Annotated in this window: 15 protein-coding genes, 1 tRNA gene, 2 rRNA genes and 2 pseudogenes (1 of these 20 cut by a window edge); 13 read left to right on the top strand and 7 right to left on the bottom strand. The window is 62.9% G+C overall.

Annotated features, from left to right (window positions below):
• The 4 genes and pseudogenes from PVE73_RS06775 to PVE73_RS06790 form a co-directional block, all read left to right on the top strand.
• A 23S ribosomal RNA gene (locus tag PVE73_RS06775) occupies positions 1-1,453 on the top strand; it begins 1,358 nt to the left of the window's first position.
• Between the two features lie 202 nt (positions 1,454-1,655).
• A 5S ribosomal RNA gene (gene rrf, locus PVE73_RS06780) occupies positions 1,656-1,770 on the top strand.
• A gap of 124 nt (positions 1,771-1,894) precedes the next feature.
• Positions 1,895-1,971 (top strand) — tRNA-Met (locus PVE73_RS06785).
• Between the two features lie 222 nt (positions 1,972-2,193).
• A pseudogene (locus tag PVE73_RS06790) lies at positions 2,194-2,644 on the top strand (transposase); the annotation flags it as partial.
• Between the two features lie 84 nt (positions 2,645-2,728).
• On the opposite strand, the pseudogene PVE73_RS06795 reads toward PVE73_RS06790, so the two are convergent.
• The 5 genes and pseudogenes from PVE73_RS06795 to PVE73_RS06815 form a co-directional block, all read right to left on the bottom strand.
• Positions 2,729-3,802: pseudogene (locus PVE73_RS06795) on the bottom strand (IS3 family transposase); the annotation flags it as partial.
• A gap of 299 nt (positions 3,803-4,101) precedes the next feature.
• The gene (locus PVE73_RS06800; RefSeq protein WP_277366218.1) at positions 4,102-5,178 is read right to left on the bottom strand and encodes an AbrB family transcriptional regulator; all 1,077 of its coding nucleotides are present in this window, start codon (positions 5,176-5,178) and stop codon (positions 4,102-4,104) included.
• Positions 5,179-5,190: 12 nt separating this feature from the next.
• A complete protein-coding gene (locus PVE73_RS06805; RefSeq protein WP_277366219.1) occupies positions 5,191-6,588 on the bottom strand; it encodes an MmgE/PrpD family protein in 1,398 nt (465 codons plus the stop codon).
• The gene (prpB, locus tag PVE73_RS06810; protein ID WP_277366220.1) at positions 6,575-7,519 is read right to left on the bottom strand and encodes a methylisocitrate lyase; all 945 of its coding nucleotides are present in this window, start codon (positions 7,517-7,519) and stop codon (positions 6,575-6,577) included. Before prpB ends, PVE73_RS06805 begins: the two co-directional genes overlap by 14 nt.
• Positions 7,500-8,186: a GntR family transcriptional regulator gene (locus tag PVE73_RS06815; RefSeq protein WP_277366221.1), complete on the bottom strand. Its 687-nt coding sequence runs from the start codon at positions 8,184-8,186 to the stop codon at positions 7,500-7,502. Before PVE73_RS06815 ends, prpB begins: the two co-directional genes overlap by 20 nt.
• A 247-nt stretch (positions 8,187-8,433) precedes the next feature.
• On the opposite strand from PVE73_RS06815, the gene PVE73_RS06820 reads away from it, so the two are divergent.
• The 7 genes from PVE73_RS06820 (at position 8,434) to PVE73_RS06850 (ending at position 18,032) form a co-directional block, all read left to right on the top strand.
• A complete protein-coding gene (locus PVE73_RS06820; protein WP_277366222.1) occupies positions 8,434-9,849 on the top strand; it encodes an MmgE/PrpD family protein in 1,416 nt (471 codons plus the stop codon).
• A gap of 35 nt (positions 9,850-9,884) precedes the next feature.
• Entirely contained in the window at positions 9,885-11,402 is a 1,518-nt protein-coding gene (tcuA, locus tag PVE73_RS06825; RefSeq protein WP_277366223.1) for an FAD-dependent tricarballylate dehydrogenase TcuA, read from the top strand.
• Between the two features lie 47 nt (positions 11,403-11,449).
• Positions 11,450-12,541 carry a hypothetical protein gene (locus tag PVE73_RS06830; protein ID WP_277366224.1) on the top strand — a complete coding sequence of 364 codons (1,092 nt, stop codon included), beginning with the start codon at positions 11,450-11,452 and terminating at the stop codon, positions 12,539-12,541.
• A 115-nt stretch (positions 12,542-12,656) separates the two neighbouring features.
• On the top strand, positions 12,657-14,642 hold the full coding sequence (locus PVE73_RS06835; protein WP_277366225.1) for a tripartite tricarboxylate transporter permease: 1,986 nt from the start codon (positions 12,657-12,659) through the stop codon (positions 14,640-14,642).
• 22 nt (positions 14,643-14,664) lie between these two features.
• Positions 14,665-15,744, top strand: coding sequence for an ornithine cyclodeaminase family protein (locus PVE73_RS06840; RefSeq protein ID WP_277366226.1), 1,080 nt, complete (start codon positions 14,665-14,667; stop codon positions 15,742-15,744).
• A gap of 21 nt (positions 15,745-15,765) precedes the next feature.
• Positions 15,766-16,668, top strand: a complete 903-nt coding sequence (locus PVE73_RS06845; RefSeq protein WP_277366227.1) for an isocitrate lyase/PEP mutase family protein — start codon at positions 15,766-15,768, stop codon at positions 16,666-16,668.
• Entirely contained in the window at positions 16,665-18,032 is a 1,368-nt protein-coding gene (locus PVE73_RS06850) for an MmgE/PrpD family protein (protein WP_277366228.1), read from the top strand. The genes PVE73_RS06845 and PVE73_RS06850 overlap by 4 nt, the downstream gene beginning before the upstream one ends.
• Positions 18,033-19,114: 1,082 nt before the next feature.
• Here the strand turns inward: PVE73_RS06850 and PVE73_RS06855 are convergent.
• Both PVE73_RS06855 and PVE73_RS06860 read right to left on the bottom strand, forming a co-directional pair.
• Complete coding sequence (locus PVE73_RS06855) at positions 19,115-20,671, bottom strand: hydantoinase/oxoprolinase family protein (RefSeq protein WP_277366229.1); 1,557 nt, start codon at positions 20,669-20,671, stop codon at positions 19,115-19,117.
• Positions 20,668-21,747: a DUF917 domain-containing protein gene (locus PVE73_RS06860; RefSeq protein WP_277366230.1), complete on the bottom strand. Its 1,080-nt coding sequence runs from the start codon at positions 21,745-21,747 to the stop codon at positions 20,668-20,670. Before PVE73_RS06860 ends, PVE73_RS06855 begins: the two co-directional genes overlap by 4 nt.
• A gap of 129 nt (positions 21,748-21,876) precedes the next feature.
• Between PVE73_RS06860 and PVE73_RS06865 the strand changes: the two genes are divergently transcribed.
• Together PVE73_RS06865 and PVE73_RS06870 are read left to right on the top strand one after the other, a co-directional pair.
• Positions 21,877-22,815 (top strand): AroM family protein, encoded by a 939-nt coding sequence (locus PVE73_RS06865; protein ID WP_277366231.1) that lies wholly within the window; start codon positions 21,877-21,879, stop codon positions 22,813-22,815.
• A 147-nt stretch (positions 22,816-22,962) separates the two neighbouring features.
• Entirely contained in the window at positions 22,963-23,640 is a 678-nt protein-coding gene (locus tag PVE73_RS06870) for an AroM family protein (RefSeq protein ID WP_277366232.1), read from the top strand.
• Positions 23,641-23,674: the final 34 nt, after the last annotated feature.

Here is a 23,674-nt window from a genome sequence, read left to right on the forward strand (position 1 = left end):
TCCAAGGGTTCCTGCTTAAAGTTAATCTGAGCAGGGTTAGCCGGCCCCTAAGGCGAGGCCGAAAGGCGTAGTCGATGGGAACCACGTTAATATTCGTGGGCCTGGAGGTAGTGACGGATCGCGGACGTTGTCTTCCCTTATCGGATTGGGAGGGCAGCCATGCGGTCCCGGGAAATAGCTCCTCCGTATAGACCGTACCCGAAACCGACACAGGTGGACTGGTAGAGCATACCAAGGCGCTTGAGAGAACTCTGCTGAAGGAACTCGGCAAATTGCACGCGTAACTTCGGGATAAGCGTGACCCTTCGGTGGGCAACCATCGGGGGTGGCACAGACCAGGGGGTAGCGACTGTTTATCAAAAACACAGGGCTCTGCGAAGTCGCAAGACGACGTATAGGGTCTGACGCCTGCCCGGTGCCGGAAGGTTAAGAGGAGGGGTGCAAGCTCTGAATCGAAGCCCCGGTAAACGGCGGCCGTAACTATAACGGTCCTAAGGTAGCGAAATTCCTTGTCGGGTAAGTTCCGACCTGCACGAATGGCGTAACGACTTCCCCGCTGTCTCCAGCAGAGACTCAGTGAAATTGAATTCCCCGTGAAGATGCGGGGTTCCTGCGGTTAGACGGAAAGACCCCGTGCACCTTTACTATAGCTTTACACTGGCATTCGTGACGACATGTGTAGGATAGGTGGTAGGCTTTGAAGCTAGGGCGCCAGCCTTGGTGGAGCCACCCTTGAAATACCACCCTTGTCGTTATGGATGTCTAACCGCGGCCCGTCATCCGGGTCCGGGACAGTGTATGGTGGGTAGTTTGACTGGGGCGGTCGCCTCCTAAAGAGTAACGGAGGCGCGCGATGGTGGGCTCAGAACGGTCGGAAATCGTTCGCTGAGTGCAATGGCATAAGCCTGCCTGACTGCGAGACAGACAAGTCGAGCAGAGACGAAAGTCGGTCATAGTGATCCGGTGGTCCCGCGTGGAAGGGCCATCGCTCAACGGATAAAAGGTACGCCGGGGATAACAGGCTGATGACCCCCAAGAGTCCATATCGACGGGGTTGTTTGGCACCTCGATGTCGACTCATCGCATCCTGGGGCTGGAGCAGGTCCCAAGGGTATGGCTGTTCGCCATTTAAAGCGGTACGTGAGTTGGGTTCAGAACGTCGTGAGACAGTTCGGTCCCTATCTGCCGTGGGTGTAGGAATATTGACAGGATCTGTCCCTAGTACGAGAGGACCGGGATGGACGTATCTCTGGTGGACCTGTTGTGGCGCCAGCCGCATAGCAGGGTAGCTATATACGGTCGGGATAACCGCTGAAGGCATCTAAGCGGGAAACCCACCTGAAAACGAGTATTCCCTGAGAGCCGTGGAAGACGACCACGTCGATAGGCCGGGTGTGGAAGTGCGGCAACGCATGAAGCTTACCGGTACTAATAGCTCGATCGGCTTGATCATTCTCATTGCTCGTGCCCATCACGCCTCCGGCGCGATGATCCGTTTGTCCTCACGGATGAACGCGGCTGCGCCGCTATCCTCCGGACGGGGCGCGCAAACATGCGCGACGGCCGGTCGGCCTTGCGGAACCTGCGGTTCCGGAGCGCCGGCACGGCAAAAGCATGAAAACCAGCTTCTCGAAAAGATACATGCGCTTCGCCGACCTGGTGGTCATGGCGGGGTGGCTGCACCCGTTCCCATTCCGAACACGGCCGTGAAACGCCCCAGCGCCGATGGTACTTCGTCTCAAGACGCGGGAGAGTAGGTCGCTGCCAGGTCTGCAAAGTGCATGGAATCCACTCTCTTCACAGATGATCCGCCGGTCGCGACGGTAAACGGACGCCTCCGGACACGACCCTTCGTCGTGACGGAACCACACTCATAGGTGCATGCCTATGATGACGCGGGGTGGAGCAGCCCGGTAGCTCGTCAGGCTCATAACCTGAAGGTCGCAGGTTCAAATCCTGCCCCCGCAACCAAATCCCAAGCTACACTATCCCAGAGTAGCCGAAAACTGCAATCCGTTTTGCCAGAGCACTACGCTCTGCAGAACGCAACGATGACATGGCGCGCAGCAGCCTTTCCGCTTCGCGCCCCATTGCCGCCATATGAGAAAACCTTTGCGCATCCCGGAAGTGACGTGCTCCCCTGAAATGTCCTCGCTTTACGGCTAGTCTCTCTTTGGAGAGAGGAGACTGGCAATGAAGCGATCGCGCTTTTCGGACGAGCAGATATCGGCATTCTGAAGGAGCATCAGGCGGGGATGACGGCCGGTGAGCTGTGCCGCAAACACGGGATATCCGACGCGACCTTTTACACCTGGCGCAAGAAGTATGGCGGCATGGAGGTGTCGGAGGCCAAGCGGCTGAAGAAGCTTCTGGCGGAGTCGATGATGGACGTGTCGACGCTGCGCGAGATGCTAGCAAAAAGCTTCTGACGCCCGGTTCGAGGAGGACGGCCGTGGACTGGGCCATCGAAGAGAGGGGATATTCCCAACGCCGCGCCTGCAGTCTGGTGGACATTACGCCGCGCGTCTACCGATACCGCTCATCGCGGCCGGACGATGCCGGCCTGCGCCGGCGGCTGCGCGAGCTGGCGGCGGAGCGCCGGCGCTTCGGCTACCGCCGCTTGCACCTGCTGTTGAGGCGGGAGGTGACCTTGCCCCGAAGTTTTATCCAGTTTTGAGTTCGCTCCAGCGATTTTGGGTTTCTGTGTTCGGGGCGGCAGCGGCGGGTTGATGGTCTGAGCGAATTCGGCGGGTGTCATCCAGCCGAGGCCCGAGTGCGGCCGGTGATCATTGTAATCCATACGGCAGTTTGCACGCTGATCGAGCATGAGGCAATGACGAGAAGAGCGTCTCATTCAACATCTCGTCGCGCAGCCGTCCATTGAAGCTTTCGGTGAAGGCATTTTGGATCGGCTTGCCAGGCGCGATGTAATGCCAATCCACTTTGCCCCGATCCGTCCATTGCAGGATGGCGTTGCTGGTGAACTCGCTGCCGTTGTCGCTGACGATCATCCTCGGTTTGCCACGTTCCGCGATAATCCGATCCAGCTCACGGGCAACCCGCAGGCCGGAAAGCGATGTGTCGGCGACGAGCGCCAGGCATTCCCTGGTGCAGTCATCCACGACCGTCAGAATCCGGAACCTGCGGCCATCGGTGAGTTGATCCGACACGAAGTCCAGCGACCAACGGTCATTGGCAGCCATCGGCATCAACATCGGCGCTCGGGTGCCGATCGCTCGCTTCCGCCCGCCGCGCTTGCGCACGGTCAGCTTCTCCTCGCGGTAGAGCCGGAAGAGCTTCTTGTGGTTCACCAGGTGGCCCTCGCGTTTGAGCAGCACATGAAGGCGGCGGTAGCCGAAGCGGCGGCGTTCATGCGCCAGCGCCTTCATGCGCTCGCGAAGGCCAAGGTCGTCGCTGCGTCTGGTCTCATAACGGATCGTCATCCGGCAACAGCCGATGGCTTTACACGCCCGCCGTTCGCTCATCTCATGTTGGCTCTTCAGATGCGCGACAGCGTTCCGCTTTGCTGCGGGCGTCACCACTTCTTTCCCATAAGGTCCTTTAAAGCTGCATTATCGAGCATGGCATCCGCAAGAAGCCGCTTCAGCTTCGTGTTTTCGTCCTCCAGCGCCTTCAGCCGCTTGGTTTCGGACATTTCCATGCCGCCGAACTTGGCTTTCCATTTGTAGATCGAGGCATCGCTCACCCCATGCTTGCGGCACAGGTCGGCTACAGACACACCGGCCTCATGTTCCTTCAAAATGCCGATGATCTGCTCGTCCGAAAAGCGGCTACGTTTCATGTTCTGGTCCTCTGCTTCGGCCAGAACGAACTTCAATCCGGATTAAATCGCGGGGGCAAGGTCAGAAGCAGTCGTTAGTTTAGCCAAGCCCCTTCAGTGGCGGCACTGTCAATACACGTCAGCAACCTAGCGCCACGCCTGCGACGTTCTAGTCCAAACCGGGAGATGTTGTCGGGCGGCAGATCGACCATGACGCGCAAAAGATGGGAAGCGCTCCGATATGGAAGTAACGCTTCAAGCGACAAGAAGGCGTTCGCCAAATCGAGTGCTCAATATCTGCCCCTAGCTTGCACACTCGCTTATCCTTTGCTGCCCTTCCGTGCACCGATGGTGAAAAAGCCGATCCGGTTGAGGGCTGTCCAATAGAATGTTGTGAGGCTGTTCACGAACAGCGCCCTGATGATATGGAAACCGGTCACCAGCGCCACATTCAGATGGAGGGTCTCCGCGGTTGCCGCCATCTCGGCAAACCCGCCGGGCGAGGAGGAGAGGGCGGCGCTGGCGATGTCTATGTCGTCCCACCAAGCAAGAACGAGCGCGTAACCGAGCATTATGGCGGTCATGATGATGACGAATACCGAGCTGACGAGCGAGAGACGGACCAGATGCACCACGATCTCGCGACGGAACCGCGCGCCGATAGCGATCCCAATCAGGAACTGGCCCAGATAGAAGAGCGGCTGCGGCATCCGCCCGTCGAAATGGCCGGTCGCCGTGAGCAGTGCTGCGCCGATGAGGGCGCCGATCATCCATGGATTGTTCAGCCGCAGAAGCCGCACCACCCCCACGCCGACGAGGCTTGCGCCGATCAGTAGAGCCACGTGCGGCAAGGGCAGGTCGCTTCCTTGGTCGAGTGTCCGGAACGTGCCGTCAATGCCGAGACTGACGATTAGCGAGGGGAGGATGCAGACGACCAGTGCCACGCGCAGCGCCTGGGCGAGCGCGATTGGCTCGTTCTGCGCGCCGTGCTGTGCGCCGATATTGGCCATCTCCGAAAGGCCGCCGGGCATCATGGCGAAATAGGCAGTCTTCAGGTCGATGCGCCCGAAATGGGCGAGGCCTCTTGCAAGAGCGGACCCCACGAGCATGGCGACGAGCGCGGCCACGATCATTGCAGGTATCCAGCCGACCATGTTCGCTACGACCGGCGGCGTGAGATTGAGACCGATGGCGCCGCCGATCAGGATTTGGCCGAACCGCCGCCCCGTCAACGGTGCCCACGGCTTTACCCCAGCAATCGAGAAGATGGCCGTGGTGATAAGCGGTCCCAGCACCCAGGCAAGCGGCGTATGTAATGCGAAAGCAGCCGCACCGGCCAGAACGGCACAAGTCAGGCAGATCAGTGCGCCAGCGCGATGCTTGATGCCTTGCGCCATCGGCGGCGCCGATCAGGCGGTTTGCAGCAATTGCGCGATGCGGCGCGCTTCAGGCAGCCTGTCCATTCCGAGAACGGCGTCGATCAGCGCCTCCTGCCGGTCCGGCGCCATCACCTTGCGGCTGAGCTTACGGAATTTCTCCACGATGTCCTCGGAAGTGGCGAAGGAAAACTCGCTGCCGCGTGGCGCCTCCCGCGTCTCGCTTTCCACCGTGCCATCCTTGAAGTGGATTTCCACACGCACTTTGTGCCGGAACTTCGAACCCAGCGCCGTTATTTCTCGGTCGTGTACGACCTCGACCTTCCGGGACAATGCGATGCGGCGTGCGTCGTCCACGCAATCGAGCGTGAACTGGTCGACGAAGACATCGCCTTCCAGAATGAGCGTGGCGACGCAGAAAGGAAGATTCAACTGAGCCGAGGTGAGGCCTTCCGGCCTATATTCCCAGCCCACGTGGTCCACCGTCACCTGCGATCCGTGCACAACGATCCGGTCCATTTCGTCCAACGTGAACGGCCGGCGAGCCTGGATGGCGCGAATGGCGTCGAGCGTCGTGTGATTACTCCCGACGCAGGAATAAAATTTCAGTGATATGCGCATGGTCTCGAATTCCGTGCCCAGCCCGGCGCTGAGGGCCGCGAGGTCGAACCGGTCCTGCGAACGGGAGAAAGTCGTGCAGAACCCGCCATAGGGAGCCTCGAACACGTCGATAATGCCGGTGAAGCCGTTCCGCGCCAGGAGAGCTCCATAGAGCCCGCTTTGCGAGGAGCGGCCGGCATGCATCCGCTTGACCATGGCCCCGTATTGCGCTGCCATCAGTCCCGCCGACTGGGTGCCCGCGATACCGAGCGCATGGACCGTCTGCTCGGCGTGGAGCTTCAACCCGCGCGCGGCGCCGGCTGCGGCGGAGAAGACACCGACGGTGGCACCCGAATGCCATCCCTGGCCGATATGCTCCTGGCCCATGGCAATGCCGACGCGGGGTCCGATCTCGTATCCGGCAACGGCTGCCGCCAGGAAGTCGCGGCCCGTGAGCTCCGCGCCTTCCGCTACGGCGACGAGGGCGGGCAGTGTCACCGCGCCGACATGGAGCACGCCGTGGCGATGCACGTCGTCAAGCTCGAAGCCCTGAATCTGGGTCCCGTTCGCCAGCGCCGCATGGGGTGCGGAAAGCCTGATGCCGGTCCCCCAGACACCCGCGCCATCGCTGAAATCGATCGAAGACAGCGTCTGTTGCAGGATGCGCGTCCAGGGCAGGTCGGCGCCGTAGAGGGCGCATCCAAGAGAATCGAGGATCAGGAGCTTGATCCGCTCGCGCACGGTCTCAGGTATGTCTTCATAGTGCAGTCCGGAAACGAACTCCGCTATCCTGCGCGTATGCACATTCGAAACCGGATTATGGCTGCTCATGGCTGTCTTCTGCTCTTAAAGTATCAGCTGTGGAGTCAAGCACGGTCTCTGCGATGGACGCATCCAGCGCTTCGTATTCGAAATAGCTGATGGTGTCGTAGAGTTCGGCGCGCGTCATCATCTGCGGCAGAAACGCGGCGGCGCTGCCGGTGGCCTTCAAAGAGGCATAGAAGCTCTGCACCGCCTTCGAGGCGACGCGAAACGCCGATACCGGGAAAATGACGACCTCGTATCCGTAGGCCGCCCAGTCGGAAACCGAAATCGAGGGGGTCCGGCCAAACTCCGTCATGTTGGCGAGGAGGGGGGACGAGACCTCGCGGCGGACCTGCTGGATGGCCTCATGCGATGTCAGCGCCTCCACGAAGATGAGATCGGCGCCGGCATCGGCATAGCGTTTCGCACGATCGATCGCCTCTTCGAGCGAAATGAACGCCGCGTCGGTGCGCGCGCAAAGCACCATGTCATCCGATGCTTTGCGTGCTGCCGCAACCTTTCGGCACATATCGTCGATCGACACGACACGCTTGTCATTCAGATGGCCGCACTTTTTCGGAAATTGCTGGTCCTCGATCTGAATGCAGGCGACGCCTACCTCCTCGAGATCGCGCACCGCGCGCATGACGTTGAGGGCCTCGCCGAAACCCGTGTCGCAGTCCACGATGAGCGGCAGGTTGGAGGCGCGGACGATCTCGCGTGCCGATCGCGTAACTTCCTCCAGCGTGAGAAGCCCGAGATCGGGAATGGCCTTGGAAGCGGAGAGCGCCGCGCCGGACAGATAGAGCGCGTCGAAGCCGGCTTGCGCGGCAAGAACAGCCGACATTCCGTCATACACACCGGCCGCTGCCGTCGTTCCGCCCGAGATGAGACTTCTGAGACGCTGGGCATGGCCCTGCCGTGCGCCACCGCCATCGCTAAGCCACGTTGCTGTCATACCGGTCCTCCTTCTCTTCGGGACGCCCGACAGGGCTGAGCACAGCGAAGAGGTTGTCGCGCGAGGCGCGGATGTGTTGGGCCATCAAAAGCGAGGCGAAATCCGCATTGCCAGCCCGAATGGCTTCGGCGACCCAGCGGTGCTCCAGGAGCGCCTGCTCGCCCCTCCCTGGCCTACGGCCGTGGCGGGCGCGCAGCAGCGAAAGGAGATCGCGCAGATCGCTGCCGCAGATGCGCCAGGCGACCTCGTTGCGCGATCCCTTCAGGACGGCCAGATGGAAATCCCAGTCCGACGATCCCGCGGGATAGGTGCTCGAGCCCTGGCCGTGCATCTGCGCGGCGTGCTCGTCCAACATTTCCAGCAGAGCTGCCCGTTCGGCATCCGTCATGCGCTGGGCAGCAAGCCCTGCGCTCATGGATTCCAGTGCCTCACGGACTTCGTAGAGCGCGCGGATCTTGGCCATGTCGATCTGGACCACTCGCGAGCCGAGATTGGGCTCGGACACGACCAGCCCCGATGAGGCGAGCCTGCGGATGGCCTCGCGCACAGGCGCCCGGCTGATGCCGAGCTGTGCCGCGATCTCCACCTCGTTCACGCGGTCGCCAGGACCGAGCCGGGCAGTGGCGATCATCTCCCGGATGTGGGTCAGCGCCCTATCCGCGAGCAACTCGCCATCCTTTCCTTTTCTTTCCGCCAATCTCATAGTGTCGACATTTTTGCTATTCCCGTCGACAAAGTCCTGAGCAGCCATCTAGAAAACCTCGCAAAAAACCCGGAAAACGGATAAATAATCGCAGCACCGAAGTGCATCCTCGAAAAGTTTGTAGACATCGTCACATAGAATGTCTACATTTTTGTTGCTGGGCCGAATGAATGCCGGCCGACGGCGGGAGGTGGACGTGCAAAGAGAGCTGATGCCACAGACGGAACAGGCGCTGCTGCGGGAAATCGCCCAGCGGTTTCTGCGCATCAGTGTCGACACCTGCCCCGAAGAGGCGGTCGAGACCGCTAAGCTGGCGATCCTCGACACTTTGGGTGTCACTCTGGCCGGATCCGGTTCGCTAAGCGCCGTAGCGCTCGTCAAGGCGATCGGTCGCACATTCGGCGAGGGGCCGGCGCTTCTGTTCGGCGGATCGCGGCGCGTCGACGTGCTGAGCGCCGCGCTCGCGAACGGCACCGCATCCCATGCGCTTGATTTCGACGATTGCAGCAACACGATGGGTGGGCACCCATCGGCTCCCATCGTTCCGGCGCTGTGGGCATTGGCCGAGGAAAGGGGCGCAAGCGGCGCCAGTTTCATCGCGTCCTATATCGCGGGTTTCGAGGTCGAGACGAAACTCGGCCGCGCGGTGAATTTTCATCATTACGAGAAGGGGTGGCATCCGACGGCCACGCTCGGGACCTTCGGCAGCGCGGCCGCCTGCTGCCATCTGCTCGACCTCGACGCAGACAGATCGGCTACCGCTCTTGCCCTTGCCGCTTCCATGGCGTCCGGTCTGAAAGCCAATTTCGGCACGATGACGAAGCCATTCCATATCGGCCATTGCGCATGCAACGGGTTGCAGGCTGCACTTTTGGCAGAGGCCGGGATGACCGCCAATCACGACGTTCTGGAGCACCCGCAGGGTTTCTTCGCGGTCTACAATGGCGCGGGTACTTTCGTTCCCGAGCGGCTGTTCGAGAACTGGGCCGCCCCTCTCGACATCATCGAACCGGGTGTCGCCTTCAAACGGCACCCCTGTTGCGCCAGCACGCACCCGGCAATCGACGCTCTCCTGCAGTTGCGCGAGGTGCACGGCCTTCATCCGGACAATGTCGCTTCGATCCTGTCATGGACGCATCCCCGGCGGCTGCGCCACACCAACCGGCCGGATCCGAAGGACGGCCTAGACGGCAAGTTCAGCGTCCAATACGTCCTCGCCCGCGCGCTGCGGAACGGGCTGGTCGGCGTCGACGATTTCAGCGACGAGGCCGTGCGGGATCCCGAAATCCGCAGCATCATGAGCCGGATCGAGGCTGCGCCGCATCCGCAGGCGGTGATGGAATCGACGGAGCACTTCTTTGCCGAACTGCGCGTGACCACGACCTCTGGCGAGGTGCTCACGGCGCATGTGGATCGCCCGCTCGGCCGGGACCGTGACCATCCGCTTCCGCCCGGCACGCTGGAACGTAAATTTGCCGATTGCGCGGGCCAGGTGGTTGAACCGGACGTCGCGCGACAGTTTGCGGCACGCATTTTCGCGCTGGAGGCTGAAAGAGACATCCGTAGCCTTTCCCGCCAGCTGTCCGTGCCGTCGCGACCCGATGCCGGCGCTGCCAGGGTCGCTTGAATCGACTTCCGGAAGATATCTGAGGGACTTGCCTGATGGACCATGAGACGCTCGCCGAATACCAACCCGACATCGTGGTGGTGGGGGCCGGGAATGCTGCGATCTGCGCGGCACTTTCGGCTCATGAGCACGGCGCGCGGGTGCTGGTCCTCGAAGCTGCGCCCTTTGAGGAGCGCGGAGGGAATTCCCGCTATACGGGAGGGGCGTTCCGTTTCGCCTATGAGAGCGTGGAGGATCTGAAGCAGATCTCGCCTTCAATGGCGGACGAGGACCTGTCGAACGTGGATTTCGGCACCTATACGGAAAACCAGTTTTTCGACGACATGTACGCGCTGACCGAGTACCGCACGGATCCTGATCTCTGCGAGCTGCTTGTGCGCAATAGCCTGGAGACCGCCAAATGGGTAGCGGGTCAGGGCGTGCAGCTTCATCCGGGTCTGGGCCGCCAGGCCTACAAGGTCGATGGCAAGTTCAAGTTCTGGGGCGGGCTTGCGCTGCACATTTCGGGCGGCGGCGAGGCATTGCTGGCCGCGCTATATCAGGCCGCTGAAAAGGCCGACATTCCGATCGTCTGCGATACGCCGGTCGAGCAGCTGTTGCGCGACGGTGGCCGCGTGATCGGTGTTCGTGCTCAGCACAAAGGCGCGACAGTCGATATCCGCGCTGGTGCGGTGATCCTGGCCTGCGGCGGATTCGAATCCAATCCCGCGATGCGCACCCAGTACCTCGGCCCGGGCTGGGATCTCGCCAAGGTGCGCGGCACCCGCTTCAACATGGGCGCGGGCCATCGCATGGCCCTCGATGCAGGTGCACAACCCTACGGAAACTGGTCCGGCTGTCATTCGGTGGCCTGGGATATCAACGCGCCACCCTTCGGCGATCTCACCATCGGCGACCAGTTTCAGAAGCACAACTATCCCTACGGGATCATCGTCAACGCGCGCGGTGAGCGCTATGTCGACGAAGGCGAGAACTTCCATAGCCATACCTATGCGAAGTATGGCGGCGAAATCCTCAAACAGCCGGGCATGTTCGCGTGGCAGATATTCGATTCCAAGGTCATGCATCTCCTGCGCAACGAATACCGAATCCGCCGTGTCACCAAGGTGGAGGCGGATACGCTGGAGGAACTTGCGGCAAAGCTCGAAGGCGTGGACTCTGACGGTTTCCTGCGCACGGTGCGTAGCTATAACGCCGCCTGTCGGACGGATATCCCCTTCGATCCCAACATTCTGGACGGGCGGCACACGGAAGGGCTGGCAATCGACAAGTCCAACTGGGCCAATCCCCTCGATACCGCCCCTTTCCACGCCTTTCACGTCACGACCGGCATCACTTTCACCTTCGGCGGGCTCAAGGTGACGCTCCGCGCCGAGGTGGAGGACATCTACGGCGGGACCGTGAAAGGTCTCTTCGCAGCGGGGGAGATCGTCGGCGGTCTCTTCTACCACAACTATGCCAGCGGAACCGGCTTGATGTCGGGTGCAACATTCGGGCGGATCGCCGGGAAAAACGCGGCCGCCTTGGCCAAGGAAATGCGTGCCGCTGCGTGAGCGCGGGACGCGAAGATGAGTCAACTCAATCGGGAGGAAACGAAGCAATGAAAGCGAAAACGAGATTCATAGCGCTGATGGCTGGAGCGCTTTTGCCCGCACTTGCCGCCACGGGAGCGAGTTCGCAGGCCCTGGATTTGTCGGGCGAGCGCGTCACCATGATCGTTCCCTACGGCGAAGGTGGCGGCTCCACCATTCACGCCCGGCTCCTGACGCCGGCGCTTGAAAAGGCGCTTCCGGGCGAGCCGACGATCCTCATCCGCAACATTGATGGCGGCGGCTCGGTGCGCGGCATCAACGAGTTCCACAAGATCGCCAAGCCGGATGGCCGCACGATCGCCTCCATCGGCACCGGCACCTTCTTCCAGTACCTTCTTGAGGATCCGGCCGTCGCCTATCCGCTGCCGGAGTTCAAACCGTTCCTGACCTCGCCATTCGGCCTGCTGGTCTATGCACGCAAGGATCAGGGGCTGGGTGATGATCCGATAGAGAACGTCAAGACGCTGCGCGAGCTGCAGCCCGTCTACGGCGGCGCCAACGCGACGTCCTCGGATTTGCCAGCACTCCTGTCGATCGACCTGCTCGGGATCAAGCCGAACTATGTCTTCGGCCTGTCGAATGCGGAATCCCGCTCCGGTTTCGAGCGCGGCGAGTTTACCCTGAACTATGACAACATGGCATCCTGGGCAGAAGCGGTGAAGCCGATGGTGGATGAAGGCACAGCCGTGCCCCTCTTCACTTTCGGCTTCGAAACCGAGAATGGCGAGATCGTCCGCGATCCGATGCTGCCGGAAATCCCGACGTTCCTGGAGGTCTACAAGGCAGTCCACGGCGAGCCGCTCACCGGCCCTGCATATGACGTCTGGAAGGCGCTCTTCAATATTCGCGTGATGGGTTCGAAGATGTTCGTCCTTCCCGTGGGCACCCCTCAGGAGATCGTGGATGTCTACAGCGACGCCATGAAACAGGCGCTCGCTTCGGAGGCACTCCAGTCCGACCAAGCCAAGCTCGTTCTGGGCGACTATCCGCAGAGCACCGGAAAGGCCTCTCAGGTCATCTTCGAAGGTGCGACCAAGTTTGGTGCTGAGCAGCGGCAGTGGCTGAAGAACTGGCTGAAGGAAACCCATCAGGTCCAGTGAAAGCCTGACCTTAAGGCGCTGCCCTTCGAGCAGGCGGGTACTTTGCACCCGCCTGCCTCTGCCCTACCGGGCCGCTTTTCATGCCCCCGCCCTTACCGACCGCAGGACGTGCATTATGGACGTTTCGGTACTCGATTCCGCCGCCTCGGCGCTGATGCAGCTTTTGACCGGTCCGCATCTCCTCTACCTTTTCGGTGGAGTGTTGCTGGGCCTGCTCATCGGTATTCTCCCGGGATTGGGCGGGATCGCCGGCATGGCGCTTCTTCTGCCCTTCGTCTACGGCATGGACCAGGGCCCGGCACTCGCCATGATGATCGGCCTGACCTCGGTCACGGCGACTTCCGACACCTTTCCCTCGGTCCTCCTGGGCATTCCGGGCAGTTCCAGCGCGCAGGCAACGGTGCTCGACGGTTTTGCAATGGCCAAGAAGGGCGAGGCAGCACGTGCGCTGAGCGCTGCCTTCGGCGCCTCGATGATCGGCGGGGTCTTCGGCGCGCTGGTTCTTACATTCGCCTTTGTCGCCGCCCGGCCGATCCTGCTGGCGATCGGCTTCGGCGAGCAACTCATGCTCGTCATCCTCGCATTGACGCTGGTCGGCATGCTGACCGGTCCTAGCGTCGTGAAAGGCCTCGCCTCTTGCGGGCTCGGCCTCCTCATTGGCAGCATCGGCGCCTCGCAGGCGACGGCCGAATACCGCTTCACCTTTGACTGGCTCTACCTCACCGACGGAATTCCGCTGGTGATCGTCGGTCTCGGCATCTTCGCTATTCCAGAGATGATCGACATCCTGCGCCACCAATCCACCATCGCCGAGCGCGGGCTGATCGGGAAGGGATGGCTGCGCGGGTTGCGCGACGTGAAGGAGAATTTCGGCCTCGTCCTGCGCTGCTCTGGGATAGGCGCGGTGATCGGTTTCCTGCCTGGCCTCGGCGGCTCCGTGATCGACTGGGTGGCCTATGGCCATGTGGTGCAGACCAGCAAGGACAAGAGCCGGTTCGGGCATGGCGACGTCCGCGGCGTCATTGCGCCGGAATCGGCCAACAACGCTAAGGAAGGCGGGGCGCTGATCCCCACCCTTTTCTTCGGCATTCCAGGTTCGGGAACGATGGCTCTCCTTCTGGGCGGCCTCGTCCTGATCGGGCTCACCCCCGGCCGGTCGATGGTGACCGATCATGTCGACCTCGTCTATGTGATCATCTGGTCGATCGCGATCGCCAACATACTGGGCGCCGGGCTCAGCATCCTCATCAGCCGGCCCGTGGCGCTTCTGACCGCCGTGCGATATCCGCTGATCGCGCCGCTGATGGTTGTCACCATCTTCTTTGCGGCCTTTCAGGCGAGCCGCGACTGGGGCGACTTCGTGATGCTCCTGCTGGCCGGAATCCTGGGCGTGTACATGAAGCGCTTCGGCTGGTCGCGCGCCGCGCTCCTGATCGGCTTCGTTCTTTCCGCTCGCCTGGAATCGTCGCTCTATCGTACCGTCCAGATATACGGCTTCGAGATCTTCCTGCGCCCGATCTCCATCCTCATTCTGCTCGTTGCGGTGGCTTCCGCCTATTTCGCGCTGCGCGCCAAGGCGGCAGTCTCCGACGGCGGCGGCACCACCCCCGCTTCCTATGCAAACCGGATTCCGCAACTGGTTTTCGCCGGCGTGATCCTGGCATTCAGCGCAGCCATCGTCATCAATGTGTGGAACCTGCGCTTCCTCGCCTATGTGTTCCCCGTCTCCGTCGCGGCCATCACCGCGGCGCTGGTGGTCTATGCGGCCGTGGGGATCGCACGCGGCTCCACAAAGGGTGCGCTGGTCTGCGACACGGAAGCCGAGCTGCCGCCGCAGAACGCTTCGTCGACCACGATGGTACACCATCTCGCCTGGCTCGCCGGATTGCCGCTGCTTTCCGCGCTGATCGGCTTTCTACTGGCAGCGCCGCTCTACGTGTTCGTCTTCCTCACCGTCGTGGCGCGCGCCTCGCTTCTCTACACAGTCATAGCAACTGCCGCGATTGTGCTGTTGCTGGTGGGCTTGTCCGAACTCCTGGTGCTCGTCTATCCCGAGGGTCTGCTTCAGCAGTTCGTCGATTTCCCCGGGAACGTCCTCTGAAGGTGGTGGAAAGAGAACGGCGATGACGCTTCTGCTCGACAATCCCGAAATCGCGCCCTTGCTGAAGGCGCGAGCCGTGATCGACGTACTCGACGAGGCGTACCGATCCCATGCGACGGGGGCGACCGCCTCGCCGCCGCGCATCGACTTGCAAGGCAAGCAGGCCGCGAACGGCGAGACCTATCAGCTCGGCATCGCCGCCGGCCTTGCCACCCGCTACGCCGCCATCCGCATCAAATCGGACGTCGTCTATCAGCGGATCGTCGCGGGCATGTCGCGCAAGGAGAAATATTGCGTCGAGCCCGGCAAGTTCATGGGACTCATCCTTCTTTTCGATGCAAGAACGGGCGAACTCCTCGCGATCCTCCATGACGGCCTGATCCAGAAGCTGCGCGTCGGCGCCGATTCTGCCTTGGGCGTCCGCTACCTCGCCCGTGAGGATGCCGGCGTGCTGGGCATATTGGGGGCGGGGGGCATGGCGCGCGCGCATATCGAAGCGATCGCTGCTGTGCGGCAGCTCGAGGACCTTCGGATATACAGCCCGACGCCTGCCAACCGCGAGGGGCTCGCGGCGGAAATCCGCGACCGCTTCGGGCTCAAGGCCCGTGCGGTCGATGCTGCCGAGCAGGTCTATCGGGGAGCCGGCATTCTTTGCGCCTGCACCAGCGCCATAGGCCCGGTCGTGCTCGGCCGCCTTCTGGAGCCGGGCATGCACGTCACCGCAATCGGCGGAACGCTCGACGAGGAGGCAAATGCGCGGATTTCGCTCGCGCTGCGCTTCGGCAACGCGACGGTTCCCGCCGAACTGCCCGATCTGGATTATCGCGAGGAATGCCTGAGCTTTGCTGCCGGCGGGCAGAAGGTAGTACATGGAGGGACGCGCCGTTTTGCCGACCCGTCGCCCGGCGCCCGGATCGGCCTTGCCGATCTCCTTGCCGGCCGCGGCCGCACCAGCCCGGACGAGATCACCTTCTCCGAGCGCGGCAACATCCACGGGATCCAGTTCGCGGCGGTGGCGGGGCTTGTCTACGAACAGGCGCTTGCGATGGAAGTGGGGCGAAGCCTGCCGGGCGAGCTCTTTCTGGAAGACATCCGAAATTGAAACAATGGAAAGTCCTGCCCCATGTCCTCGAAGCTGCGCGACCTGTTGAACACCGAGCCCATCCTGGTCTCGCCCGGCGTCTATGATTGCTACAGCGCCAAGGTGGCGGAGATGGCCGGCTTCAAGCTCTTGTCGACTACCGGCGCTGGCCTTGTGAATTCACGCCTGGGCGTGCCGGATGTCGGCATCTTCTCGCTGCGCGACAACGTCGATGCCTGCCGCATGATCGCCCGCAGCGTCGCCCTGCCGGTTTCGGCCGACGCGGAGGCAGGCTACGGCAATGCTGCGACCGTCTACTATGTGGTCAGGGAATTCGAAAGCGCCGGCGTTTCCGCCGTCAGCATCGAGGACCAGGCGATCCCCAAGCGCTGCGGTCACGTGGCGGGCAAGAACGTGGTGCCGCTGCTCGACATGACGCGCAAGATCGAAGCCGCGGTGGCGGCGCGCTCCAGCCCGGATTTCCTGATCGTAGCGCGCACCGATGCGATCGCCACCGGCGGCATCGAGGATGCGGTGAAGCGCGCAAAGGCATATGAGGCCGCGGGAGCCGACGTCATTTTCCCCGATGCCGTGCGCGGCGCGGACGACATTTCCCGCATCGTGGACGCCGTCTCCATTCCCGTGCGGATCAATATGGGCTTCGGCCTGCGCACCCGCACCACCACACCGCTGATCTCCGTGGCCGAACTCCGCGACCTCGGTGTGCGTTGGGTCAGCCTGTCCCGCATATTGCCGGCCGCTGCGATCCGCGGAATGTCGGAGGCTTTACGGGTAATGCGCGAGGGCATCGAGACCGGCACGCTGCAGGAGCGGCCGGATCTGGTCGCGGACATGTCCGATATCCAGGCGCTGATGGACTACGAAACCTTCTTCGATGTCGAGCGGCGCTTTGTGACCTGTCCAGAAGGTGAGGGGCTGGCGTGAACGATTTCTCTTCCGAGCCGGTACGGCCGGCGGCGGCTGTGCTGGCGGACTTTGCCGCCAACCTCGCATTCGATGATCTGCCGCCCCGTGTGGTGGATCTGGCGCGCGATTGTCTGATCGATGCGGTCGCTTGCGCGATATTCGGCAAGGACTTCGCCTGGTCGCGGATGGTGCTGGACGAGGCGCTCGCTTCCGGTTCAGGCGGTCCGTGCATGGTGCCGGGTCTACCCGGCCATCGCTTTCATCTGCCTCAGGCGGCGCTGGTGCTTGGGACCTTTGCCCATTCCTTCGAGCTCGACAGCTTGCGTAAGCCGGGTGCCGGCGTCCATCCGGGCGCAACGGTCGCCTTGCCGGCACTCGCCGCGGCGCAATCGGCGGGCGCCAGCGGGCGCGCTCTGCTCGCCTCCATCGTCGCGGGCTGCGAGGTGATGTTCAGGATCGGCGCCGCGACCATGCACACGCCCGAGAAACGCGGCTTCCATGCGCCGGGCCTCACGGGGCCTTTCGGGTCGGCCGCCGCCTGCGGAAAGCTCCTCGGCCTCACCAGCGCGCAGCTTGCCAACGCGTTCGGCATCGCCGGCTCGCTGTCGGGTGGGCTGCTTGCCTTTGCCAGGGCAGGGCGGGGCGGAATGGTCAAGCGCCTCCATCTCGGCCGCGCGGCGGAGAGCGGGGTTCTGGCGGCGCGGCTGGCGGGAAGAGGCTATGAGGGCCCGGACACGGTACTTGAAGGGGAGTTCGGCCTGCTCGACACGTTTTGTGAAGCGACCGATCCGGATCAACTTACCAGGGGTTTGGGGGAGACTTGGGAGATCGAGCGCCTATGCCTGAAATCCTACGCTTGCCACGTCACGGCACAGGCGCCGATCCATGCGCTGCGCGAACGGATGGACGCCGATGGCTTCACCGGCGGGGACATAGCATCCATCAGGCTCGCAGTCGCGCCGAAGGTCATCTCGCACCACGCCCAACGCGCGCCGCGCGACGTGATGGGCGCCCAATACAGCGTGCCATACGCTCTCGCCATTGCGGCAGTTGTGGACCCAGTGAACCCAAAGGTCTTTTCCGAGCGTTCCCTGCAGGACCCGAAGGTTCGAGACCTCGCGCAGCGGATCGAGCTCGTGGAGCGAGAAGGTGTGGCCAAGGGTTGGGGCGCCGACTTGGCTATCCAGTTGCGTGACGGGCGTGAAACCGCGGCTACTGCGGAAACCTTCCCCGGCTGCCCCGAGACGCCGCTGTCGAGGAGCGGACTGCGTGCGAAGTTTGAAGCCCTCACCATCGGTCTCGAACCCGGAAGGGGGAAGCACCTGTTCGACATCCTATTTGATATTGCTGACACAAGAAACGTGGCCGAGCTGCACATCTGAAGCTCTTTCGGAGAGGGCCACATTCAAGTGGAGCAGAAATCAAATTGAGCTCCGCGGCGTCATATCAGGATTCATTGCTGAATCTTGAGGGCTCAACCGCTTGCGTTCGCTCAATGAAGAGATGCAATGTCAGACGCGATTCGGCTTCAGACCCCGCTTGCAACGTTTAAACCGCACCTCAGTAGCGTTTGTGACCTGGAGTAAAGCCCATGTTCCCGGGCGTCCTGTTCGATGAGCCGAGGCTTCAAGGATGTTTCGATGAGGTCCGTACCGCCTTTGGATCTCTCAAAATTCTCTGGGATCTGAGTGTAACATGAGCTTAGTGGGCCTTGTGTTGCGAGCGGCCAACGGGCTGTTCGTTGTGCTGAGTTTGTGCTGCGGGGTGCTCGATCACTGGGGGAGACACTTGCTTCAGCCCGCGGTCTGACGGTGCTCACCGATCGGAACTTCGCTGCACGTGGCGCAGAATGACCGCTTTGCGCCCTCAAAGTCGATCGCTCACGCGACCCGCTCGATATCGCGAACGCCGTCGGTCCGCTAAGAGGGGTGTCGAATCGAGCATGAGTGGAAAACGGACGTTAGCTGGTTGCCGCGAAGCCCCCTAGCTGAAAGGAGAGGGGGTAAGCCTACGCGCCGTCGACTTATATTTTGGCCTGGTGCACGATGTCCGCAATGGGGTCGGAAACGGTTGCTGGTGTCTGCTACGCTCTGCGGCAGCTAATTCCACTTGGAGAGCTTGAAACCGGACAGTCCGGTCACGGCCCCTAAGCTGCCTGCCTGCAATCGCCCCGTTTCCTGCCGTTGAGACCAGCGTTGAAAATGCCTGAAGCAGTCGTTCTGGGGGGGCCATTTCACGCTTGCGCCAGATGCGGTCGGCTGGCGCAACAGCTCGTTCAAGCAGACGATGTGGAACAGCATCACTGATGCGTTTGCTGTTCACCTTCATCTACCGCTGTCAGCCTGCGAGCCTTCAGACCTCTCAACCACCCTGACCCGGCCACCGGTCGGTACACCTCCAGTAGAAGGCAATCGCGCTGCTTGCGGCAGCAGATCCGCCTCGAAGCTGCCGTTAGGGAGCGTTGTCAGGCCACCTTGCGCCTCTCGTCGAAGGCAATGTCGCCCACGACCCGTACCCGCACCCGGCGCGCATCGCCTGGCAGATAAGCGATCGGAATGTCCTCGGTGTCGAGCGTCGTGATGGTGCCAACCTGGGCGCCGGCCTCCATCGCGCGTTCACGCGCCAGCTTCTCGGCCTCCGCGATCGCAGCGTCGCGGCTCATCTCGGAGAACACCTGGTCGACCTCTCCCGATACCTGCGCCATCGCCGCGCCGAGCGCATTGGCGACGCCGGCATGCTCGACGCGCAGCACTTCGCTGACACCCGCGAGCTTCTCGGGAATGAGGAAAGAGCCGCCGCCGACCGCGATGAGCTGCACGCCCTCGGCCGATGTCTTCATCCGGTCGACATTGTCCTCGACCATCTTCTCGATGCGCTTCAGGAGGGCTGCGACGGTCGACTGGTCGAGATGCTTCACCCGGTCGCGATCGCCGATCTCCACGAGGCCCGCCGCCACGGCGACGTCCGTCGTCGTCAGCGTCGAGCCGCCGAAGACCAGCGCCTCCCTGGTGATGTTGTAGCCGACGCTGCGCGGCCCGATCGTGCCGCGGTCTGCATCGATGATGGTGCCGCCGCCGAGCGCGATCGGAAGGAGGTCGGGCATGCGGAAGAGGGTGCGCACGCCGCCCACTTCCACAACATTGTTGGCTTCGCGCGGAAAACCGCCGACGAGGCAGCCGATGTCGCTCGTCGTGCCGCCCACGTCAATGACCATGGCTTCCTTCAGGCCGGTGAGGAAGGCCGCGCCGCGCATCGAATTGGTCGGGCCGGAGGCGAAGCTGTAGACTGGGTTCGCCGCGGCGACTTCGGCCAGCACCACCGTTCCGTCGTTCTGCGTCAGGTAGAAGGGCGCATGGATGCCCGATTCCTTCAGCGCCTTCGCGAAGGCGTCGACGGTGCGCTGGCCAAGGCCCTGCAGGGCGGTGTTGAGCAGGGTGACGTTCTCGCGTTCGAGAAGGCCGATCCGGCCGAGCGTGTGCGAAAGCGTGATGCAGGCATCGGGGATCACCGAGCGGACGATCTCGGCCGCCTCGGTCTCGCACTTCGTCGTCAGCGGCGAGAAGAGCGCCGTGATGCCGACCGAGTTGATGCCGGCATCGCGGATGCGCATGGCAGCGTTGCGCACGGCGTCGCGGTCGAGCGGTACGAGCGGGCGCCCGTCATATTCATGGCCGCCTTCGACCATGAAAGACAGCGGATCCACGGCGTCGCGCAGATCGTCGGGCCAATCCACCATCGGCGGAAGCGAGGCGCCGGCCGGCATGGCGATGCGGATCGCGCCGACCCGCTCGAGCCGCGCGCGTTCGACCACCGCATTGGTGAAATGCGTGGTGCCGATCATCACCGCATCGACCGGCGAGGCGTTCGCCGGCTCGCTGGCCATGACATGGCCGATCGCGTCGACGACACCCTTCATCACGTCTGAGGTAGTCGGGAACTTGATGGCGCTGATGACGGTCTCGCCGTCGATCAGGACAGCGTCCGTGTTGGTGCCGCCAACGTCAATGCCGATACGCTTCATGATGCAAACACCGATTTGAACTCGAGGTCGTAGCCGAAGGCGCGGGGGCCGACATGTTCGAGGCCCTTCGGCGTCTGGAGGACGGCGGGCGCGGGCAGCGCCACGGCGGTCACGCGCTGGCCGTAGCGCACGGTTTCCGTACCGATGGCCTCGCCCGACATCGTGTCGAGCAGGCAGATGAGGTCCGGCGTCATGGCGATCGCTTCGCCGTCGCGGAAGGCGACGGCCCACTCGTTCTGGAATGAAAGCTCCAGCGTCGAGCCGCGGTCGTCGTCGAGGCCCTCGATCTTTGCCGACCCGCGCAGGAAGCCGCCGGTCGTGGTGCGGTCGACATCGGTGATCTTGCCTTTGAAGAGCACGACGCCGTCCTCGTGCTCGAGCACTGCGGCCACGGGATCGGTATGGCGGGCGCGCGCATCGAGCACCGCGCGACCGAGGCTCGTCGCCTTGGTCACAGTGTGCAGGACGCCCCACTCCTTGACTTCCTTGCCCGTGCGCGGCGCCTTGCAGGTGGCCGAGGTCGAGCCGACTTCGGTGCAGACCTTGCGCGAGATGCGCTCCATCCAATTCCAGCTCGCCGCCTTGGCGACGATCGCCTCGTTGTCGCGGCAGTCGATCAGCGTCAGCGGATACATCTGCAGGTCGCCGATGGCGAAGGAGGTCATCTGCGCTTCCGGATATGCGCGGCCCATCGCGTCGGCATCCACCACCGGGACGTCCAGCATTGCGCCGGCCAGGAACGGCGACAGCGCATTGCCGCCACCGATCTCCACGCTCATGACGGCGCGGAACGGCTTGCCGGTATATTCCTCCATGAGCTTCATCGCGCGGGCGAGATGAGCCGGATCGACGAGGCGCTCCTGGCCCACAAGCGGCGCGCCCATCTTGGACACAACCGCGACCGCGTCGTTGTCGTCGAGCGCCAGCGGGTCTATCAGCCGGCACTTGCGGCCGTCGCGGTAAAGCTTCTTCAGGTTGAGCTGCGCCAGATAGGGGCTGCCGCCGCCGCCCGTTCCAAGTATCCAGGCACCCACGGCGAGCGGATCGATCTCTTCCGCCTCGAAGTCACGGATCATGTCTTGCCTCCGAATTCGGTTCAGAAGCTAGCTTCGCGAGCCCAACGACAATATAAGGAACTGCCCCTAGATTGCGCTTGCCCAAGAATTGAGCAGGTCGCCGCCCGCGAACAAGGAGCCACTCGACACGTGAACGGAGACAGCCTGAACTCGGGAGCGACATCACCCAAGAAGGTGATGTTCGTCAGCGTGGGGCAGACGCCGCGCGCCGACCTCATCGAGGAGATGCTGGCCAATCTCGATATGCCGATCGAGGCGATCGAGCTGGGCGCGCTCGACGGCTTGTCGTCACGCGAGATCGACGATCTGCGCGTGCGGCAGGGCGAGACGAGCATCGTCACGCGCCTGGCCGACAACAGCGAGATCGTCGTATCCAAGCCGCGCATCGGCGAGCGCATGGCGCGGCTCGTCGCCAGGTTCAAGCCCAACGAGTTCGACCTGGTGGTCATCCTGTCGACCGGCCTGTTCCGCGATTTCGAAAGCACCTGCCCGACCGTCAACGCCCAGCGCGCGCTGGAATCGGCCGTTATTTCGCTCGCCGCGCAGGGTTCGTCCGTCGGCCTGATCCAGCCGCTGGAACAGCAGATCGACGAGCTCGACATCCCGGCCCTCCAGCCCTATCGGATCACCGCCAGCCACGCGATAGACGGCGACCGCGAATCGCTGGCGCGCGCGCTCTTCGACCTCGCGGAATGCGAGATCATCGTCCTGAACTCCGTCAGCTTTTCCGAAGCGGACCGCGAGATGGCCGCGAAGGTGACGGGCAAGCCCGTCGTCCTGGCGCGACGGATCATCTCGAGCGCGATCCGCCTGCTCCTCTACCGTCCGCAGCCGATCAGCCTGGCCGGCATGTCGGGCGATTTCGCCGAGCGCGTCAACCGGCTGACGCCACGCGAAAGGCAGGTGATGTCGCTGGCCGCCGAGGGCCTGTCCAACAAGGCGATCGCGCGCCAGCTCGGCATCAGTCCGAAGACCGTCGAGATCCACCGCTCGCATGTCATGGCCAAGATGGAGGTGTCCTCCTCGGCTGCCCTCATCCGAATGGTCGTGCAGGCCGGCCATTCCTGACCCTGCCGTGAATTCGGGCATCCGGTGCCTCCTTGCGCAGCAGCGGGAAGAGGCCTTGCGCTTCCACCTAGGGGGAGTTCCCTATAGTCCGCCAGACTTTTTGACGGCTACGCTCCGACCTCCGATTGTCTGAAGGACCGGAGCCGCATGCCGCGCATTTCACGTATCGCCTTTGTCACTATCGGCCAGACGCCGCGCTCCGACATCGTGCCGGAGATGATGGCCGAGATCGCAGTCGGCCTCGACGCGCAGCCCTCCTATGAGGAGTTCGGCGTGCTCGACGGGCTCGAAGGCGCCGCGCTGGATGCCTTCCGCGCCAGGGACGGCGAACACTCCTTCGCAACGCGCCTTGCCACCGGCGAGGAGATCGTCTCGTCGAAGGCGCGCACGGAGGACCGGCTCAACGAGCTGCTGGCCGAGATCGATGGCAAGGGCTTCGACATCATCGTCCTCCTGTGCACCGGCACGCGCATCGACCCCTTGAAGAACACACTGGTCGTCGAAGCGCAGCGCATCGTCGATTCCACCGTCAAGGCCTTGGCTGCCTCCTGCCGCAATCTGGGCGTCATCCTTCCGCTGGAGCGTCAGGTGAACGAATTCGCGGAGCGTCACGTCTTCGCCGGCGAGCAGACGCTCGTGTCGGCGTCGCCCTATTCGGGCGGCGGCATGGCGGCCGGCGCGAAGGGCGTGGCGGGCTGCGATCTCGTGGTGATGCACTGCATGGGCTACTCGGCCGCCATGCTCGATGAAGTTCGCGAAGCGGTCGACGCCCCGGTGCTCCTGTCGCGCCGGATGGTCGCCGGCGTCCTGCGCCAGATGATCTGAACCTTGAACGACGCCAATAAAAGGGGAACTTTCG

Source organism: Chelativorans sp. AA-79, from assembly GCF_029457495.1.
Taxonomy (GTDB): domain Bacteria; phylum Pseudomonadota; class Alphaproteobacteria; order Rhizobiales; family Rhizobiaceae; genus Chelativorans.